This is a genomic window from Chungangia koreensis, from assembly GCF_042651785.1.
In the GTDB taxonomy this organism is placed as follows: Bacteria; Bacillota; Bacilli; order Bacillales_A; family Planococcaceae; genus Chungangia; species Chungangia koreensis.
This window is the reverse complement of the sequence record NZ_JBHSEC010000003.1, coordinates 114849-134628: the sequence shown is the minus strand read 5'-3', so window position 1 is coordinate 134628 and position 19780 is coordinate 114849. Positions and strand designations below refer to the sequence as shown.

At 42.8% G+C, this 19780-nt stretch carries 21 protein-coding genes; 17 read left to right on the top strand and 4 right to left on the bottom strand.

Features of this window, described 5'->3' with window-relative positions; translation table 11 throughout:
- Positions 1 to 39: 39 nt before the first annotated feature.
- Positions 40 to 930, bottom strand: a complete 891-nt coding sequence (locus ACFOZY_RS03920) for an accessory Sec system S-layer assembly protein (RefSeq protein ID WP_378152480.1) — start codon at positions 928 to 930, stop codon at positions 40 to 42.
- Positions 930 to 3287, bottom strand: a complete 2358-nt coding sequence (gene secA2, locus ACFOZY_RS03915) for an accessory Sec system translocase SecA2 (RefSeq protein WP_378152478.1) — start codon at positions 3285 to 3287, stop codon at positions 930 to 932. Before secA2 ends, ACFOZY_RS03920 begins: the two co-directional genes overlap by 1 nt.
- A gap of 255 nt (positions 3288 to 3542) precedes the next feature.
- On the opposite strand from secA2, the gene ACFOZY_RS03910 reads away from it, so the two are divergent.
- Positions 3543 to 4595: a glycosyltransferase family 4 protein gene (locus ACFOZY_RS03910; RefSeq protein WP_378152476.1), complete on the top strand. Its 1053-nt coding sequence runs from the start codon at positions 3543 to 3545 to the stop codon at positions 4593 to 4595.
- A 153-nt stretch (positions 4596 to 4748) separates the two neighbouring features.
- Here the strand turns inward: ACFOZY_RS03910 and ACFOZY_RS03905 are convergent, their stop codons facing one another.
- Together ACFOZY_RS03905 and ACFOZY_RS03900 are read right to left on the bottom strand one after the other, a co-directional pair.
- Positions 4749 to 5804 carry an LCP family protein gene (locus ACFOZY_RS03905; RefSeq protein ID WP_378152474.1) on the bottom strand — a complete coding sequence of 352 codons (1056 nt, stop codon included), beginning with the start codon at positions 5802 to 5804 and terminating at the stop codon, positions 4749 to 4751.
- A gap of 101 nt (positions 5805 to 5905) precedes the next feature.
- The gene (locus ACFOZY_RS03900) at positions 5906 to 6538 is read right to left on the bottom strand and encodes a YigZ family protein (RefSeq protein ID WP_378152472.1); all 633 of its coding nucleotides are present in this window, start codon (positions 6536 to 6538) and stop codon (positions 5906 to 5908) included.
- Positions 6539 to 6692: 154 nt separating this feature from the next.
- On the opposite strand from ACFOZY_RS03900, the gene ACFOZY_RS03895 reads away from it, so the two are divergent.
- The 16 genes from ACFOZY_RS03895 to ACFOZY_RS03820 all read left to right on the top strand — a co-directional run bounded on the left by ACFOZY_RS03895 (position 6693) and on the right by ACFOZY_RS03820 (position 19098).
- The gene (locus tag ACFOZY_RS03895; protein ID WP_378152470.1) at positions 6693 to 7853 is read left to right on the top strand and encodes a sensor histidine kinase; all 1161 of its coding nucleotides are present in this window, start codon (positions 6693 to 6695) and stop codon (positions 7851 to 7853) included.
- Positions 7854 to 7866: 13 nt separating this feature from the next.
- On the top strand, positions 7867 to 8541 hold the full coding sequence (locus ACFOZY_RS03890; RefSeq protein WP_378152468.1) for a response regulator: 675 nt from the start codon (positions 7867 to 7869) through the stop codon (positions 8539 to 8541).
- A gap of 566 nt (positions 8542 to 9107) precedes the next feature.
- A complete protein-coding gene (locus tag ACFOZY_RS03885) occupies positions 9108 to 9671 on the top strand; it encodes a nuclear transport factor 2 family protein (protein WP_378152466.1) in 564 nt (187 codons plus the stop codon).
- A 98-nt stretch (positions 9672 to 9769) separates the two neighbouring features.
- Entirely contained in the window at positions 9770 to 10612 is an 843-nt protein-coding gene (locus tag ACFOZY_RS03880; protein WP_378152464.1) for a DegV family protein, read from the top strand.
- A gap of 177 nt (positions 10613 to 10789) precedes the next feature.
- Entirely contained in the window at positions 10790 to 12160 is a 1371-nt protein-coding gene (locus tag ACFOZY_RS03875; protein ID WP_378152462.1) for an ATP-dependent helicase ComFA, read from the top strand.
- Entirely contained in the window at positions 12157 to 12786 is a 630-nt protein-coding gene (locus ACFOZY_RS03870) for a ComF family protein (protein WP_378152460.1), read from the top strand. The genes ACFOZY_RS03875 and ACFOZY_RS03870 overlap by 4 nt, the downstream gene beginning before the upstream one ends.
- A gap of 11 nt (positions 12787 to 12797) precedes the next feature.
- Positions 12798 to 13202: a TIGR03826 family flagellar region protein gene (locus ACFOZY_RS03865; protein WP_378152458.1), complete on the top strand. Its 405-nt coding sequence runs from the start codon at positions 12798 to 12800 to the stop codon at positions 13200 to 13202.
- A gap of 117 nt (positions 13203 to 13319) precedes the next feature.
- Positions 13320 to 13586, top strand: coding sequence for a flagellar biosynthesis anti-sigma factor FlgM (gene flgM, locus ACFOZY_RS03860; RefSeq protein WP_378152456.1), 267 nt, complete (start codon positions 13320 to 13322; stop codon positions 13584 to 13586).
- A 17-nt stretch (positions 13587 to 13603) separates the two neighbouring features.
- Positions 13604 to 14095 (top strand): flagellar protein FlgN, encoded by a 492-nt coding sequence (locus ACFOZY_RS03855; protein ID WP_378152454.1) that lies wholly within the window; start codon positions 13604 to 13606, stop codon positions 14093 to 14095.
- Between the two features lie 15 nt (positions 14096 to 14110).
- Positions 14111 to 15631 carry a flagellar hook-associated protein FlgK gene (flgK, locus tag ACFOZY_RS03850; protein WP_378152452.1) on the top strand — a complete coding sequence of 507 codons (1521 nt, stop codon included), beginning with the start codon at positions 14111 to 14113 and terminating at the stop codon, positions 15629 to 15631.
- Positions 15632 to 15646: 15 nt separating this feature from the next.
- Positions 15647 to 16570 carry a flagellar hook-associated protein FlgL gene (gene flgL / locus ACFOZY_RS03845; protein ID WP_378152450.1) on the top strand — a complete coding sequence of 308 codons (924 nt, stop codon included), beginning with the start codon at positions 15647 to 15649 and terminating at the stop codon, positions 16568 to 16570.
- A gap of 54 nt (positions 16571 to 16624) precedes the next feature.
- Positions 16625 to 17179: a DUF6470 family protein gene (locus tag ACFOZY_RS03840; protein ID WP_378152448.1), complete on the top strand. Its 555-nt coding sequence runs from the start codon at positions 16625 to 16627 to the stop codon at positions 17177 to 17179.
- Positions 17180 to 17193: 14 nt separating this feature from the next.
- Entirely contained in the window at positions 17194 to 17634 is a 441-nt protein-coding gene (gene fliW, locus ACFOZY_RS03835) for a flagellar assembly protein FliW (RefSeq protein WP_378152446.1), read from the top strand.
- On the top strand, positions 17634 to 17855 hold the full coding sequence (gene csrA, locus ACFOZY_RS03830; protein WP_378152444.1) for a carbon storage regulator CsrA: 222 nt from the start codon (positions 17634 to 17636) through the stop codon (positions 17853 to 17855). Before fliW ends, csrA begins: the two co-directional genes overlap by 1 nt.
- Positions 17856 to 17990: 135 nt before the next feature.
- On the top strand, positions 17991 to 18803 hold the full coding sequence (locus ACFOZY_RS03825) for a flagellin N-terminal helical domain-containing protein (RefSeq protein WP_378152442.1): 813 nt from the start codon (positions 17991 to 17993) through the stop codon (positions 18801 to 18803).
- A 130-nt stretch (positions 18804 to 18933) separates the two neighbouring features.
- The gene (locus ACFOZY_RS03820) at positions 18934 to 19098 is read left to right on the top strand and encodes a hypothetical protein (protein WP_378152440.1); all 165 of its coding nucleotides are present in this window, start codon (positions 18934 to 18936) and stop codon (positions 19096 to 19098) included.
- The last annotated feature ends 682 nt before the right edge of the window (positions 19099 to 19780 follow it).

Below are 19780 nucleotides of genomic sequence, written 5' to 3'. Positions count from 1 at the left end.
AAGAAAGCACCCAGATGATGTTCTGGGTGCTTTTCTGACTTATTGAGGAACGCGGACAGTCCATCGTGAAAAGTCCGGATTCTCCATGATGATCATTTCTTTCGGGAAGATGAAGGTCCATGGCTTGGATGTATTGGCTTTGACCGTTAGAGACGGCAGATTGAAGGATCCACGAGCGACTAACGTGCCAGTAGCATCGAGTACTTCCAGAGGAAGCTGTTCGAGCGTGATATGTTGCGTGTGACCGTTCCGGATGAAAAGCGAAACAGCAAGGCTGCCTTCCGGTTGAATCTTTGCTTGGAAGCCACTGAAGTTCACTTCACGCGGATTTAGCTTCGGCAGTTTCTCAATCACTTGTCGCAAAGCATCCTTTTGCTCCTCAGGCAATCCTTCTTCCCATGCAGGGTCCAAGTCCAATTGGTGTGGAACTAAGGATTGCACGTTGAATGCCAATTTCCAGCCGTCAGCCGGTTTGCCTTCGACTTTTAGGAAAGGTTGTTCAAAAGTGAATACCCATGGGCGGGCACTTTCGGCAGGGATTTCACCTAATTCCTTTAGATTGAATTCTTTTGAAGCAAGTAAGTTGTCTTCGCCATCTAAAAGCATCAACTCTGCGTTACCCATTTCAATCGGACGTGGGAGGGAGGAACGGAAGAAGGCTTTAACAAGCAATCCGCCGTTTTGATCCTCATCAATGTCAATCCCGGAAAGGGAAATCTGATTTGGCTTCAATGGCTCCAATTCATTTGAAAGGAAACGGAAAACGTATTCCTGTTCTTTCGGTACGTTCCATTCCGGATGGAAGGAGAGGGGAGTTTCCACTTCTCGATCCACGTCGCCCGTTTCTGCATGGTCAACTAATTCTTCCGAACTGACTGTTGCATCTTTACCGGTTTTCTCTGATTGTTTGAAGAACGAAAATAATCCCATTATTGCACCTCCTGCTGATTCAATGCTCTCATGAAGCCGACGATTTCCGCGGCAGTTGAGCGTCTTAAGTTTTGGTAGTTCATCGCGAATAATTCAAGTCCTTCGCGTTCGTAAATCCTCATAGGATCTTCCTGTTGATACGCACGAAGACCGATTCCTTCTTTCAGACGAGTCATCGCTTCCAAATGTTTCACCCACATCGAATCGATATAGGAAAGCATGACGCGAGGAATCGTGTTCATCACTTGTTCGTTTTCCTTGAATGTATCCATGAATACTTTTAGTTCGTCTAACGGTTCCTTCAAGTCATTCATGATTTTCTTCACTTTGTCGGACTTGCGATCGATGGTAACGGGTGTAAGGAACAATTGGTTAACGGTACGTTCGATACGGTCGAAATCCCAGTTTTCAGGAATTACATCGTCAGGGCAACTTTCTCCGACTACGAATTCGACAAGCTCGTCTACCATAGTTTTTAACGCTTCCATTGTGTTTTCGCCTTTCAACACACGGTCGCGTAAAGTATAAACAACTTTTCGCTGGTCATTGATGACATCGTCTAATTTCAGGTTGTATTCTCGCATGGAGAATTGTGCGCCTTCAACGATCCGTTGTGTCCTGTCCGTAAGTTCATGTACATCGCTGTTCTGTACTAATCCATCTTCATCCGTCGTCACTTTAGGTGAGAACTTCTCCAAATCGTCTTTTGCAAAACGGCGGAACATATCATCCTCGAGAGATAGGAAGAATTGGCTTTCTCCTGGGTCTCCTTGACGTCCGGAACGTCCACGCAGCTGGTTATCAATTCTGCGGCTTTCATGCTTTTCGGTACCGAGGACGAACAATCCACCAACTTCAGCGACACCATCGCCCAACACAATGTCTGTACCACGGCCGGCCATGTTTGTGGCGACTGTGATGTGTCCAAGCTGTCCAGCTTGGGAAATCAGGTATACCTCCTGCTCCACGCTTTTCGCGTTCAGTAAGTTATATTCCAATCCTAATTTGTCGAGGTAATTTGCCACCTTTTCCGATTGGAGGATGGAAGTCGTACCGACAAGGACTGGTTGCCCTTTGTCATGGCGTTTCTTCACTTCATCGGCAACGGCAGTGTACTTTTGTTCAATTGTTGCATACACTTTGTCCTTTTGATCGACACGGATTTTCGGACGGTTCGTCGGAATCTGAATGACGTCCATCCCGTAAACTTCACGGAATTCTTTTTCCTGCGTTTTTGCCGTTCCAGTCATACCACTAAGGATCGGATACATCCGGAAGTAGTTTTGAATCGTAATTTGGGCTTGAGCTTTATTTTCCTCCGTGATCGGCAAGCCTTCCTTAGCTTCGATAGCCTGATGGAGGCCATCGGACAATGTCCGGCCTTCCATGATGCGGCCGGTAAACATATCTACAAGCATGATTTTATCTTCTTTCACGATATAGTCGACGTCGCGTTCAAACATGACGTGGGCACGTACCGCTTGGATCATGTAGTGGTAAAGCGTCTGGTGTTCCAATTCATACAAATTGTCTACGCCAAATGCCTTTTCAACTTTCTCGATACCGACTTCTGTAAGGGAAGTCGCTTTAGTTTCATCGTCAAAATCGTAGTCTCTCTCTTTTTCAAAACGTTTTGCGAGACGGGCTGCAATGGCATGAAGATCAGGATCAGCAGGCATCTTCCCGGCAACAATCAAAGGCGTTTTCGCTTCATCGATCAAGACACTGTCGACTTCATCGATAATCGCGTAATGGTAGGGGCGTTGCACTTTCTGAGAAAGGTCCGCTACCATATTGTCACGCAAATAGTCGAAGCCGAATTCTGTTCCGACACCATATGTAATATCTGCATTATAAGCTTCCTGTTTTTGTTCTGACTGCATCATCGGTAAATTCAAACCGACTGTCAGTCCTAAAAAGCGGTGTATCTGACCGATCTGTTCGTAGTCACGGTTTGCCAAGTAGTCGTTCACTGTAATGACGTGAACGCCTTTACCTTCGAGAGCTCGTACGTAAGAGGGAAGGGAGGCAACAAGTGTTTTACCTTCACCAGTCGGCATTTCAGCGATATTACCTTCAGCGAGGACCAATCCGCCGATCAGCTGTACATCGAAATGACGCATGTTCAAAACACGCTTTGACGCTTCACGGACAACGGCAAATGCATTTGGTATGATTTTTTGAATCTCCTTGCCGTTTGCTAATTCATTTTTAAAGAAGGCTGTCATCGATTTCAATTCTTCGTCTGACATCTTCGAATAGTTGTCTTCCAATTTATTAATTTCATCGACAATTTTCCAATATCTTTTTAATTGTCGTGGACTAGTTTCATTTGAACGTTTAAAAAACGATAACATATGGGTACTCTCCTTTTAGTCTGTCTACTTTAGACATGATGTTATTTTATCAAATTTTAGGGAGAAAGACCATATCATCACATGAAACCTATGAATCGGTCGAAACGTCTAAATAGAAGGTGGTTTTTCTTTAAGGAAATTTGGGCAAGTAGGTAATAACATTCATTTTTTTGTTAATGATGTATTATAGAAGATTTCATGCTATAATACTTTTGGTTTGATCATAGAATTGAGTTGTTTTTGAGGAGGATAGGCATGCTATACCTGACACTGGTTGTGGCATTTGTCGCATCAATAGTATTAACTCCGATCGTTAAACGGTTTGCCGTCCGCATCGGTGCGGTCGATAAGCCAAATTATAGAAAAGTGCATGCAAAAATTATGCCGCGTTTAGGCGGATTGGCTATATTCCTGGCATTCATGATCGGGTTCCTCGTCATGAGGCCGCAAGATGATGCAGCTTGGGCGATTATCGTCGGTGCGCTCATTATCGTTGCTACAGGAATACTGGATGATTTGTTTGAAATTACAGCGAAAGCGAAGCTGACAGGCCAGTTAGCAGCAGCACTTATTGTGGTGTTCTGGGGCGGACTTGAAATTCCGTTCATTAACTTGCCGTTCGGTGGAGAGTTGGCATTCGGTTTCTTGAACATCCCGTTAACCATACTTTGGATTGTCGGGATTACAAACGCGATTAACCTAATCGATGGATTAGATGGGTTAGCCGCAGGTGTTTCAACAATTGCTCTTATTACGCTTTCCGGGATGGCGATCATCAAAGGGGACACATTCGTAATTGTGACAGCTTCCATTTTGGCAGCTAGTACAATCGGTTTCCTTTTCTATAATTTCCATCCAGCGAAGATCTTCATGGGTGATACGGGAGCACTGTTCTTGGGCTTCATGATATCTGTATTAGCCCTTTCCGGATTTAAAAACGTAACATTTATCTCGTTGGTCATCCCGATTATTATGTTGGGTGTACCGGTTTCGGATACATTCTTTGCGATTGTACGCCGGATTCGAGAGAAGCAACCTTTATCTGCACCAGATAAATCACATTTGCACCACTGCTTGCTACGTGCGGGATTCTCGCATAGGCAAACGGTTTTGATTATCTACGGTATTGCCGCGTTGTTCGGAATTGCTGCCATCATTTTCTCGTATGCGACGATTTGGGGAGCACTGTTACTGATTACGGTCATGCTCATTGCAATCGAGTTGTTCGTAGAAGTTGTTGGACTAGCCGGTAAGAATTATCGACCATTATTGAATTTAGTACGTATGTTAAGTATGATCGGGAAATAAAATAAGTGCCTGGCATGATAACAATGTTGAATTGTTACAGTGCCAGGCGCTTTTTTGCTTTTTTAGGGGGTTTATTTCAGAGTGAGCAGGGAAGATAAATTACTGCCTTTATTCATACATAAAAAAACCACCCTCACCGTGGAGGGCAGTTAGTTAGTCTTCGTCGTATTGTCCTTGGGCTGTGTGAGTTGGATCTTGAATGGAACTACTGCCATCTGAAAGGTTCGAAGTATCGGTAGTCAGACCGAGGTGAGCTTTCAAGATGTCTCTTGTTTCTTCCAAATCTTCTTCATCTAAAATCCAGTAGTACGTACCAGTGGACATATCGTCGTCTCCTGTAAGGGATAACGAGTCAATTTGCGGCTTTCCGCCTTTAATATAGTTGAAGAAGGAGGTCATTTCATCGAATGTCATATCTGTCTTCATGTTGCCGCCGACTGCGTCAATCACATCACCATATTTTGTGAAGGAGCTTGCTGAAGTGGCTTTATCGATTACAGCTTCCAAAATCATTTGCTGACGTTTACCACGCTCGATGTCGTTATCGACATATCGGGTTCTTGCAAGAGCAAGTGCGTGACGTCCGTCCAACGTTTGTAAGCCTTTTGTTAATTGAACTGTCCTACGGTCATTTTCGTCTTTTTCCAATCGATTAAATGGAACATCCACCGTAATGCCATCGAGGGCATCAACTACATCGATAAATGCGTTAAAATCCATTTTCACATAATAATCGATCGGGATTTCAAGAAGTTCTTCCACTGTTTCAATCGTAACGCGTGTACCGCCATGGCCGTAAGCATGAGTAATTTTGTCCTCGTATCCCGCTTCTGGGATATATACATATGAATCTCGTGGAATACTTAATAATTTCACTGATTTGTCTTTGTTATTAAGAGTAGCCACCATAAGGGCATCCGTTCTCGTGTTCCGTTCGCCTTGGTTACGTGCTTCACTATTATCAACGCCAATGAATAAAATTGAAACATTGTCTGATACGGGTTGCACTTCATTATCACGGAGAGTGGACCCTTTTTGACCAGCTACTTCATATGCATTATTAGCAGCATGCTCCACCTTCTTCGTCAAATAGACCCCATATGCGGTCAATGACAGAAGCAGAGAAAGTGCAAGTAACAAGGAAATCTTCAAGGCAAGTTTCTTTTTTGAAGAGCCTTTTGAGTGCTTCCTGAATTCTTTTCTTCTCATATTCAATTCTCCTCTATATAAAAGTAAACGAATCTTTCAAATTGGCCTATCTTACTATTATACTATGGTCCCAACTTGTCGTAAAATGCTTTTTCTTCCACTTATGCCTCCGACTCTAAAAACTCTGTTTCGACAATATTCACCGTTGCCTGTCCGTTTGAAAGATCAGTGATCCATGTGATGAATTCATCCTCTTCCGTGCGATGTGCGTAAATGTATAGGTCAACTGCTTCTGCATATTGAATCTCTTTTAATCTGAATTTAGAATTCCGTACTTCGTTTTCCATTTTTCCGAGTAACGTATAGTCAATTGAAACTTTCATGAGAAAATGAAGCTTTCGTTCTACTATACCCGTTTTTTCCAATCCATTCGTCACAGATTTTCCATATGCCCGGATTAATCCGCCACCGCCTAATTTTATTCCGCCAAAGTAGCGGGTTACCACAACAACTGTATCTTTCAGACCTTGTTTTTTTAAGACCTCTAACATAGGGACGCCAGCCGTGCCGCTTGGTTCCCCATCATCATTCGCTTTTTGGATTGTATCGTGTTCGCCGATCAAGTACGCCGAGCAGTTATGGTTCGCACTTCTATGTTTTTGTTTAATGGAATCGATGAAGGCGATCGCTTCTTCTTCTGTTTCAGCTCGTTCAATATATGTGAGAAATTGGGATTTTTGAATGATAGTTTCAGCTTCTCCATATCCTTTTACCGTTTTGTAATCGTCGCGCATAGGCGCACCTCCGTTCGTTTGTAAAGAACTTTTAATAGTTTTTTAAGCGTGAAATGGTATAATTATATGAGCCATTGAAGGATTTTTTCCTGAGGCTGTCGAAATATAAATAAACGTAGTATTCTTTGCGTTTAGTGTTAGAGGAGAACGAGACATGTCTGGGAAAAAGGTCGATATCAAGTCCCTCGATTTAATCTTCAATAAGATGATCCAAACGATGGATCAGTCGAAGAGCGACATTTTCATTATAAGCGAACAAAGCCGTCAAAGCTTCGATAATATGAAAAAAGAATTGGATGAGGTTCGTACTGCCATTTCCCGGGTAATTACCGAAGGGGATTATTTGGAGGATAAGACGAGATATGCTCGGCGACGGCTCGCAGAGGTCTCTAAAAACTTCAATTCTTTCACTGAAACTCAAGTTAGACAAGCTTACGAAACGGCAAATGATTTACAGATCAAACTGTCGATCAACCGGACGGAGGAGAAACAGCTCCGTGAACGACGGGACGATTTGGAACGCAGACTGTTGGCATTGCAGGATACAATCCAGCGTGCAGATCAGCTTGTGAACCAAGTGAATGTCGTCTTGAACTATTTGACGATGGATCTGAAGGATGTTGGACAGGCGTTAGAGAGTGCTAAAGTCAGGCAGGACTTTAGTATGAAAATTATTGAAGCGCAGGAAGAGGAACGGAAGCGGGTTTCCCGTGAAATCCATGATGGACCTGCCCAAATGATGGCCAACGTACTTGTCCGATCAGATTTAATTGAACGTACATACACCGAGAAAGGCCCGGAAAGTGCATTTGTGGAGATAGGCTCACTAAAAGAAATGGTTCGTAATGCCCTTTCAGAAGTTCGCCGAATCATATATGATTTAAGACCAATGGCACTTGATGATTTAGGATTGGCTCCAACGCTAAAGAAATATTTGGCGACCTTCGAGGGATATAACACGGGGACAACCATTCATTTCCAATCAATCGGGGAGGAGCGCCGCTTCTTATCCAACTATGAGATCTCGATTTTCCGCCTGATCCAGGAAGCTGTCACCAATTCGGTCAAACATGGAAAATCGAAGGATATTTGGGTCAAAATCGAATGGCTCACCGATGTGATGAACATCGTCGTAAAGGATAACGGAGTCGGCTTTGAGCCGAAAATTGTCAAGGACCAGTCATTCGGATTAATCGGAATGCAAGAGCGGGTCGATTTACTTAAAGGAGAAATGGCGATTAGTTCAGCGCCGTCAAAAGGTGCACTATTGCTATTCAGAATACCTATCAAACTAAAACTTGAAGAAGAGTCATAGGGGGGAATTGGATATGACAAATATAGTGATTGTCGATGACCATCAATTATTCCGCGAAGGAGTCAAACGGATCTTGGATTTTGAAGATTCGTTCAACGTTGTAGCAGAAGGCGGCGACGGCAACGAAGTGGTGCCTTTGTATGAACAGCACCAACCGGATGTTGTATTGGTCGATATTAACATGCCGAACAAAAACGGCATCGATGCAACAGGCGAACTTATGGCTGCGCACCCGGATGCACGGGTTATCATCCTTTCGATCCATGATGATGAATCCTATGTCACACATGCATTGAAAACAGGTGCATTAGGCTATATGTTGAAGGAAATGGACGCTGACGCGATTGTACAAGCGATTAAAATCGTAGCTGCAGGCGGTTCTTACCTACATCCAAAAGTGACACGCAACTTAGTGGCAGAATTCCGCCGCTTAAGCGAAAAAGAACATAAAGGATCATTCCACCAAGCGGAAATCCGCCGTCCATTCCATCTGTTGACGAAACGCGAATGCGAAGTACTTCAGTTGTTGACAGACGGACAAAGCAACCGTTCCATCGGGGAAACGCTTTACATATCTGAAAAGACTGTTAAGAACCACGTTTCCAGCATTCTGCAAAAGATGAACGTTAACGACCGTACACAGGCAGTAGTTACTGCGATCAAAAACGGTTGGGTGGAAGTTCGATAATTTACATGTGAAATTGAAGACTCCTTTGGCCTTTGGGCTGGAGGAGTTTTTGTGTGGGGAGAACCTTTTTTAGGTGGATACGTCTTATGGGATGTGATGGAGGTTGGAGCGGGTATGGGTGAGAGTTGGGAGTAAATGGGCGAACGCTCATTAATAATGGTTATCCGCCCATACTTGACGCTTATCCGCCCATATCTGTGGCCTATCCGCCCATATATGACGCTATCCGCCCATATATGAGAGGTGAGGGGAGTTTATTCTTCCATAAAAAGGTGATCCAAGCATAGATGGACGCTATGCGAGCATAGGACGTGGTTATCCGAGCATAGAGGGAGCTTATCCGAGCATAGACATGGCCAGAGTGACTCAATTCGAGCCTGTCATAGGTTAACTGCTCATAGAAAAGCATCAACTGCTCATAGGGAGTGGCTAACTGCTCATTGGGAGAACGAATCTGCTCATTGGCGGCGGCCAACTGCTCATAAAACGTCATATTATCTACGCCAAGAACCTTCTAATTGAAAAGACCTACAAATTGTGACAAACTATCCGGAGGAGGTAGAACGATGAACTTATTAAAATTACTAACGATATCCGTCTTCGGCTTGTTGCTGGTCGCATGCGGCAATGATGATACAAATACCTTGCAGTCCAATAGCGATGCTCCTCAAAATGCGCAGAGCACACTTGACCATGGGGTGACGAATGATTCCGTCGGCTTTAATGTAACCGGCAAAGGTTCGGTAGAAGAGGCGACAAACGTTCCGAAAGAGGAGCGGGAAGCAGTGATTGAGGTTTTCAATGAAAACTTAGCTGCATTCAACGAGGAAGACATCGACCGCTACATGGCGACGATTGCGAAAAAACCTGAAGGCTTTAAATATGATGATGAAAAAATGGCCGTTCAAACGGCATTTGAAAAGTATGATACGAAGCGGGAAGCGAGCAATCATACGATTGTGAAATATAGCGAAAACGAAGCTCAGCTATTTGCGAATATTGACATCAGCATGAGCGAACCGAAAAGTGGTGCAACCATCGATCGCTCTGGCCGTCAGGTGACGGTATTTGTGAAAGAAGATGGCAAATGGCGAATTTCGAGCGTTTACTTTATAGGTGACACGGAGTAATAATTCTTGGGCATTTCAAAAGGCGTGCTTTTGAGGTGCCCTTTTCATGTTTCCATTTACAGTCTCATTCGGTAGAATATAGGGTAGGAGTTGATAGAATGAAAACAGCGATCGTGACAGATAGCACGTCCTATCTTCCAAAAGAAGTGCGGGATGAGTGGGATATACATATGGTTCCTCTGTCGGTTATTGTCGGAGGACATGCGTATGAGGAAGAGGTTAATCTTCATGTGGACGAGTTTTACCGTCTTGTCCGGGAAGGTGGAGAGCTTCCAAAAACGTCCCAGCCGCCAGTCGGCCAGTTTACAGAACTGTTCTCAAGACTTGCAAAGGACTACGATGCCATCATTTCCGTTCATTTATCGAGCGGCATTAGCGGTACATACCAAGGGGCTGTGCAAGCCGGTCAAATGACGGAAGGTGCGAAAGTGTATGCTTTCGACTCGGAAACGTCTTGCTATGTCCAAGGATTTTATGCCTTGCGTGCTGCGAAAATGGCGAAACAAAGCATTTCGGCGGAAGACATCATGTCCGAACTTGAAGACTTAAAGCTGTCGGAGCGAGCTTATTTCATGGCTGATGATCTTTCACATTTGCAGCGCGGCGGAAGATTATCGAGTGCTCAAGCCCTCATTGGCGGATTACTGCAAATCAAACCTTTGCTTCATTTTGAAAATAAAGTCATTGTCCCATTCGAGAAAATCCGGACCCGTAAGAAGGCCATGAATCGAATTGTCGAATTATTAGGTGAGGATGCTGCGAAATATGAGAAACTTGAAGCAGCTATTATTCACGCGAACCGCCCATTGGAAGCGGAAGAATGGCGCAAGGAAATGGCAGAGAAGTTCCCAAATGTCGAATTCACCATCAGTTATTTCGGGCCGGTAATCGGAACACATTTAGGCGAAGGTTCCATGGGTCTCGGCTGGATGCGGAAATAAGGACTATTATTATGTTATTTGAGCGGCTTCTTCGGAGGCCGCTTGTTTTAGAAGGTTGGGGATATCAACGATTGTTGAAGGTTTATCAACGATTATTGGACATATATCAACGATTCTGACCAATATATCAACGATTATTAATTTTTATCAACGATTCTTCAATATAAAGGAGGAACCATGAAAAAAGAATTACAGGAATTTCTCACGGGGCGCATTTGGCTGCGCGACCATACCCCTTTCCCGCAAGACCTCATCAATGACCACATCGAGAATAACCTTCTTACAACCATCGACGGAATTTACCAGAAGAAAACTAAATTCATTCATACCTATACTTGTATGCGTTGCCGAAACACGGACCGGCGATTTTTTGCTATGTTCGATTGTGCTAAGTGTGAAGGGCCATGTGTCTATTGCCGCCACTGTATTCGAATGGGACGGGTGAGCAGTTGTACGAAACTCATTAAATGGAATGGACCTTCTCCGGAAATCAAGCAAGATCATAGTTTCGCATGGGATGGACAACTTACGTCTGCCCAGCAGAAAGCCGCAAATGAATTGAGTGAGAACATTCAGTTAGAGCGTCCTCATTTAATCCATGCAGTTTGTGGAGCAGGGAAGACAGAGATTTTATTCAAACCCATTCATGAACTGCTGCAGGAAGGCAAACGCGTCTGTGTAGCTGCTCCAAGGACAGACGTAGTATTGGAATTAACTCCACGCTTCAGACAAGTGTTCCCGGAAACTATTATCCATTCACTTTACGGGGGAGCGGAGTTCCAAGAAGGGTTTGCCCAGCTTGTGATCGCTACGACACATCAACTTTACCGCTTTGAAGGGGCGTTCGATGCAGTATTTGTAGATGAAGCGGATGCATTTCCATATTCTGCGGATGAAACATTAAGACGGGCAGTTGAGAAGGCTAAGAAACCAGATACCCCGGTTTATGTGGTAACGGCCACTCCATCCAACGAGTTAATTCGGAATGTAAAGCAATCAGGCGGAAGAATCTCAGTCATCACCAAACGGTTCCATGGGCATCCATTACCTGTACCGAGGTTTGACTCGTTATGGAACTATGGGAAGCAAATACATAAAGGGAGAATACCATCTAAGTTAAGAGATTGGACTGCAGAAAGGCTCGCGAATGAAGAACCATTCCTCATATTCTTTCCTACGATCGAGTTAATGGAAAAGGCTGAGCCTTTATTTCAACAAATCCATCGAGGAATACATGCTGTGCATGCTGATGTCCCTGACCGGAAAGAGAAAGTGTTAAGTCTTCGAAATAAAGAAGTGCCCGGACTCCTCACTACGACCATCTTGGAACGAGGAATCACCATCCCACGTGTTCAAGTAGCTGTTGTTGGAGCAGATGAGGGAATCTTCACTGAAAGTGCACTTATTCAAATCGGCGGAAGAGTTGGTCGATCAAAGGATGATCCGACTGGTGACCTCGTGTTCTTCCACCATGGCATTACTTATGCAATGGATGACGCAAAAAGAGAAATTGAGCGGCTTAATCGAGCGAAGGAGGTTCATATATGAATTGTTTGCTTTGCCATTCGCCGATGATTATCCAACCGACATGGTCCGGACTTTTTCTCAATAAAATAGGTCCACCTATATGTGAAAGGTGTTCAAAAAAGTTCGAGAAGACCGATATAAAAGAAGACAAAGCCGAATGGATTGGTTCAATCTATGAGAATAGCTTGGATGGTCTAACTTCGGTCTACCAGTACAATGAAGCAATGAAGGACTACTTGCATCAATATAAATTTCTTCAGGATGCAATTCTGTCGAAAGTTTTTGCCGAGGATATGAGGGCTTTATTGAAAAACAGAAAAGCTATAATCGTTCCGATTCCGATGCATCCTGAAAAACTGAAGAAACGCACTTTCGCCCATGTTGATCGAATCTTGGATGATGCTCGGATTCCATACGTACATCTATTTGAGAAGACTGCAGACGTGACACAAGGTGAAAAGTCGAAGCAAGAACGGATGAATGCAGAGCCTTTATTTGCAATAAAACCTGGAAGTACGATTGAGAAAAAGCATTATATTGTGATCGACGATTTGTACACGACTGGGACGACTGTCCGGCATGCGGCAAAAGTGCTGAAGGATGCCGGAGCGGCGAAGGTCGAGGCAGTGACGTTGATCCGTGCATAGGGGGAAAAGTAATGGGAGAAGTAAGAAATTGTCCGACATGTGGCGACTTGTTCAATTATACGGGTATGCGGGACGTATGCCCGAAATGCTATGCGAAAGAAGAGGAATTATACGAGGTAGTGTATAAATTTCTGCGTAAGCGTGAGAACCGGGCGGCGAATGTTGACCGAATCGTTGAAGTGACAGGCGTCCCGTCGAGCCTTCTCTATAAATGGGTACGTAAGAACCGACTGCAGCGTGCGCTTTTTCCGAATTTGGGGTATCCTTGTGATAGTTGCGGTAAGATTACAACTGATGGTAAGCTTTGTGAAGAATGCCAGAAAGATTTGAAACAGAATTTACGTGAGTTTGAGGCAGCCCAGGAGTTCCGTGAGCAAATTGCGGAGCGGGATGCATCCTACCATGCGAAGAAATAATTGGTTGGCTGGCAGGGAATTTTTCCTACCAGCCAATTTTCGTTCGAAAGGCCCTAAAGAATTCATTAATATAACCGAAATAATAACTATACATCTCCACGAAGGAGGAAGAACGGTATGAAAATTAATCCGAATTTAAATGTAAATAACGTGAATCCGTACAAACGGAACCAGTTGAAAACGGAAGCGGCAAAATCTGCCGCTAAAGTCGGTGCTGATAAGCTGGAGATTTCAGATGCAGCGAAACAGCTATCCGGGCTTACATCTTATCCGGCAGAGCGCGCGGAACGGGTACAACAATTGAAAGCCCAAGTAGAAGCAGGAACATACAAGCCTGACGCTGCCAAAGTGGCAGAAGATCTGCTTAAATTCTACAAAGGGTAATGAAAGAAGGGTAGACCATGTCCATCACACCGATTTTTGAAGCGATGAACCATTTGGACAAATTGCATAAGAGTTTGCTTGGGCTTAGCTTTAAGAAAACTGAGCTCATCAAAACGGGGGACATGGAAGGCCTCGATCAGCTGCTCAAGGACGAGCAGAAGCACGTAGCAGCGATTTCGCAACTGGAGACACAGCGTCAGCAAAAGGTAATGGAGTACCTGCAGGCAAAAGGATTTGCCAATGCTGAACCGACTGTCGCTTCAGTCATCGAAGCCGCTGGTACGGAAGAAAAAGAACAATTGGAACATGTTCGTGATGAACTTATGCGGACCATCCACGATTTGAAATGGCAGAACGATTTGAACCAGAAGATGACATATCAATCTCTTCAATTCGTAAACCTATCATTGGATATGCTCCGGCCAACGCCGGAATCCATTAACTATTCTAAAGACACTATTAAACGGGCAAAGTCGGCCGGCAACAGCACGTTCGACTCCCAGGCATAAAATAGGGGGAAAACCATGCGCTCCACATTCATGGGCTTAGAAACGAGCAAACGCGGAATGTTCACCCAGCAATCCGCTTTATATACAACAGGACACAACATCAGTAACGCCAACACGCTTGGCTATTCACGCCAACGTGTGAATATGGAAGCTTCTTTAGGCTACCCGGGTATTGGTTTGAATACTCCCACTACGCCAGGTTTTATTGGAACTGGGGTGCAAGCTCAGTCAATAGAGCGAATTCGTGATACGTTTATCGATCGTCAATTCCGGCAAGAGTCAAGTAAATTAGGGTATTGGGAATCCAGATCACAAGCTATTACTCAGATGGAAGACATTATGTCTGAACCATCTGAATTTGGCTTGAATGAATCTTTGAATCAGTTTTGGAATTCTCTTCAAGATCTAAGTGTAAACCCTGAAAACGCTGGAGCACGTAAAGTAGTTGTTCAACGGGGGATTGCAGTAGCTGATTCATTTAATTATATTCATAAACAATTAAGTGATATTCAAGGGAATCTGAAGAATGAAATCAGAGTCTCGACTGACGATATCAACTCTATATTGGATCAGATTGCTTCACTGAATGAACAGATTGCATCGATTGAACCAAATGGATATTTGCCGAATGATCTATATGATGCACGCGATAACTTACTCGATGAACTATCAACCTACTTTCCGATAGAATTGGAATACGTAAAGTCAGGCGGAAATGCCTCTAAAATTGCAGAAGGTATTGTGAATGTCTCTATTAAAACAGCGGGAAGCCCAGTTAATATAGTCAATGGGAAAGATTATGCGGAGATGTCAACGAACCTGACTACAGCGGAGGGTTACGAAGATTTTGGTGCATTTACTTTTACTGCAAATGGTTCTGCTACAGGTGGTTCAATTTCCCAAAATCAATTAGAAGCGAATAAAGGTAAAATGCTTTCATTAGTTAATTCATATGGATATGGACCAGTTGACAGTGAGGCCGGTTTTTATCCAGATATGTTAAAAGACTTGAATGATATGGCCAAGGCTTTCGTAACAAAATTTAATACTGATCACGGAAACGGCTTTCCTTTGCAAGGAAGCGCTAATATTTCTGATTTCTTCGATCCTGCCGGACTCAGTGCGAGTACCATTAAGGTGAACGGGGCCATTATCACGGATCCAGGAAGCGTGGCAGCATCCTCTTCATTGAATGAAGAAGGTAACGGAGCCAACGCTTTAAAACTGGCCAATATGAAGTTTGCCCCACTTACAATTGGAACAGTGCCAAATACCAATATCCAGACATTTTATCAGTCAATCATTGGACAACTTGGTGTTGAAGGAGAACAAGCTGGTCGACTCACATATAATTCACAAACGATTAAACTATCAGTTGAAAACAACCGTGCATCTGTTAGCTCCGTTTCATTAGATGAAGAAATGACAAATATGATTAAGTTCCAGCAGGCTTATAACGCCTCAGCCCGAATGATTACGGTAGTAGATGAAACGTTAGACAAAATCATTAACGGCATGGGCCGAGTCGGATTATAATAGGAGGAGTTTGACATGCGCGTAACTCAATCCATGCTTTCAAATAACATGCTTCGTAACTTGTCCAGCAGCTACAATAAAATGGGCATGATTCAAGAGCAAATTAATTCGGGTAAGAAAATTACCCGGCCATCTCAGGACCCAGTGGTTGCAATCAAAGGAATAGGTTATCGAACTGACCTTGGTAAGGTTGAACAATATCAAAGGAACCTCGGAGAAGTAAATAACTGGTTAGACAGCTCGGATGATGCTTTGGATCATGTCGGTCTTGCACTACAACGTGTCCAAGAGCTGGTAACCCAAGCTTCAACTGACTCTGTTACAACGGATGACCGGAAGAAGATCCAGGCTGAAATTACACAAATTAAAGACCAAATCCGTGATTTAGCGAATACTAAAGTTGGAGATAAATATATTTTCTCTGGTACAAAAACTTTAGAACCTTTGTTCACAGATACAACATTAGCCGGAGAGCCAATCGTAGCAGCAGGAACTGCTTATCCAGCTGCACCTGCAAATACTTCTTATGAAGGATCTGTTAATATTGAGGTCTACGATGGGGTACAAATTACAGTAAATAGCAATGGTTATGATATGTTTAGTAAGATCGATGAAATGATGGTCAGTTTAGAAGCTGAATTATTAGATACAACTAAATCTGGATCAGATTTCGATAATTATTTGAGTAGTATTAGCGGTAACCAAGATCTTGTCCTTGAGTCAAGAGCAGATATTGGCGCCCGGCAAAATCGTGTCGAGATGATGGGGAACCGACTAAGTACCCAGGAAGTTGTGGTTACGAAACAGCTATCAAATAATGAAGATATCGATTATGAAAAGGCAATAACTGAATTGATTTCCCAAGAATCGATACACCGGGCTGCACTTTCAGTCGGTTCGCGGATCATTCAACCGACATTAATGGATTTTCTAAGATAACAACAAACAGCGTTTGAACAATTGTTCAAACGCTTTATTTAAAGGGTGAAAAGTATGAATTTCCCGCAACTTAGTATACGGACTACTAAAGGTATGTTAGGTTTGAACATTACAGATTCACAGCAGTTGATACGGCAGCCAAAAGCCGACTTACAAATTCGGCAACCACGTGCAACTGTTGATATGGAAACATCAAATTCAATACTAAAAATTGACTCCTCGCAAGCAAGGCGTGATCTTGGATTAATAGGTCCTCTTGAATCAACCCGAAAATATGCTCAGCGTGGTAGACAAGCTATGTTGGCTGGTATTGCAAGACGGGCGCAAGAGGGTGATCAGTTGATGAGGATTGAAAAGAAAGGTAATCCCATACAATCGATTGCAGAAACAAAAGCCGTAAGACCCATGAAACGATTAGGACTCCAATTTGTACCTTCTATCAGTTCAGTAAAAATATCGTATACGCCTTCAAAGTTGCACATAGAAGCAGAAACAAACAAACCCCAAATTAGTGCTAAAATGAACAGACCGATTCATGAGTATACACCGGGTAAAGTGTCGGGTTATATGATTCAAGATCCTTCTATTGAAATTGACGTCATTGTATAAAAGGAGTTAATAGAATGAAAATCAAAACAAAATTTCTTGGAGAAGCTGAGATTGAAAAATCCAGCATTATTCACTTTGAGGGTGGGATTCCGGGTTTTGAGGATTTAACGGAATTCGTTATTCTTCCTGTTGAGCCTGACTCCCCATTTGCCATCCTTCAATCTATAAAAGAATCCGAAATCGGTTTTATTATCGCTTTTCCATTTGCCTTTAAACCGGATTATGCTTTCGATTTGCAGGAAGAGGATAAGCAGAGTTTACAGATTGAATTGGAAAGTGATCTTGTCTTTTATTCGATAGTCACTTTAAGAGAACCTTTCCAACAATCAACCATCAACTTACAAGCACCAGTTATTATTAATCATAAGAAGAAACTTGCTAAACAAATAGTATTGCAAGATTCTGTGCGGTATCAGATACGTTATCCCATCCAAAATGAGGGGAGCGACAAGTAATGTTAGTACTCACAAGAAAAAAAGATGAATCCATTATGCTTGGGGACAATATCGAAGTGAAGATCCTTTCCGTCGAAGGAGATCAAGTGAAATTGGGCATAGTCGCTCCTGAAAACGTACGTATATTCCGGTCCGAGGTATATCAAAGCATACAGGAGCAAAACAAAGAAGCTGCTAACATCAACCAAAATCTTTTTAATCAAATAAAAAAAAATAATTGATAAAACTATTAAACATTTCATTCACGGAACGATATAAGTAGTGTAAGGCATTTATTGGGCGGCCGACCAATAAAACGCCAGACAAAATTCCACAAGGATGTGGAATAAACAAAACATTCAAGGAGGAATCTCATAATGAGAATTCAACACAACATTTCAGCTTTAAATACACACCGTAACTTGACTTTCAACAACAGCCAATCTGCTAAGAACTTGGAAAAGCTTTCTTCCGGTTTCAAAATCAACCGTGCTGGCGATGACGCTGCTGGTCTTGCAATCTCTGAAAAAATGCGTGGACAAATCCGCGGTTTGGATATGGCTACTAAAAACGCTCAAGACTCAATCTCTTTGATCCAAACTGCTGAAGGTGCTTTGAACGAAACTCACTCCATCCTTCAACGTATGCGTGAACTTTCAGTTCAATCTGCTAACGATACTAACGTTACAGGTGACCGTGCTGCACTTCAACAAGAGGTAACAGCTTTAGTTTCAGAAATTAACCGTATTGCAGAAAATACTGAATTCAACACACAAAAACTATTGAGTGGCGGATTTAGCGGTAAAGCTTTCCATATTGGAGCAAACTCGGGACAAAGCATTACTTTAACAATTGGTTCTATGGCTGCATCAGCTTTATCGGTTTCAGGTATCTCTATTAGCTCAACATCAGGTGCAAACGCAGCAATTTCAACAATTGAAGCTGCAATTACAACCGTTTCAACAGAACGTTCCAAATTAGGTGCTGTTCAAAACCGTTTAGAGCACACTATTAACAACCTTGGTGCAACTTCTGAAAACTTGACAGCTGCTGAGTCCCGTATCCGTGACGTTGACATGGCTGCTGAAATGATGGCATTCACGAAGAATAACATCTTGACTCAAGCTGCACAATCGATGTTGGCTCAAGCTAACCAACAACCACAAGGTGTACTTCAGTTGTTACAATAATATAATCAATAAGCACTATAAAAAGTATAGTCATTTTAGGGACTGACCCCATAAAGTGAGACAAATAAAAACACCTTTAAGTTGAAATTAGGGTATTGAAAACTCAAATCCAACTTGGAGGTGTTTTTCTATGGATACATGTAACAGTCATCCGGCAGAAGCTAAGATTAAAGCTGTAGAGATGAGAGAAGCAGGCATACCAGTTAAAGAAGTCGTGGAAGAGTTGAATATCAAAAATAAATCACAGATATTAAGACCGCTGGTGAAACCTATCATTTCATCAACCAGTTGGTAAACAGTATTCCTATGCCTATAAGAAGGGTCCGGATTTTGAGAGTGAAAATGCTCAATTACAAGCCGAGATCCGTTATCTCAAACAATAGATTGAAAACTAAAAAAGTACAATGAATCGGAGAGGATGTGGCACCAGAAGCATCAATTAGTAATGAACCATAAAGAATCAATGCCTATTCAAGATATTTGTAAGCATTTAGGGATTCCAAGGTAAACCTTTTCTCGATTAAAAAAGAAATACAGGGAAGGAAAGCTTGAACAATCAATCGAGCTTAGAATCGGGGAACTTTGTCGTCAAAAAAATATCGATACGGATATCGGAAAAATTACTTCTCTATTGCGAAGAGTAAAAGAAAGAGGCATTACTATGAGTTTGTCCTGAAATGGAACTCCCGCTGATAATACCCCAATCGAATCGTTTCACACCTCGCTAAAGTCTAAACATTCTATTCTACCTTGATGACTTAAAACAGGCTATTACGGCCATCGTAGTGCACATTGTAAAAGAAGACATCAATTATTATAACAATTGCCGTACCCAACACCTTTAAGCAACAAGTACAATACCGGTAACTGGTTGCTTAAAGTTGTTATGATATCTGTCTCAAAAACGGGGGGGCAGTGCCTCATGAATAGGCTTTTGCTTCTTAAAGTGAAAAGAAAAAGGGTTTTGGACTCAAATA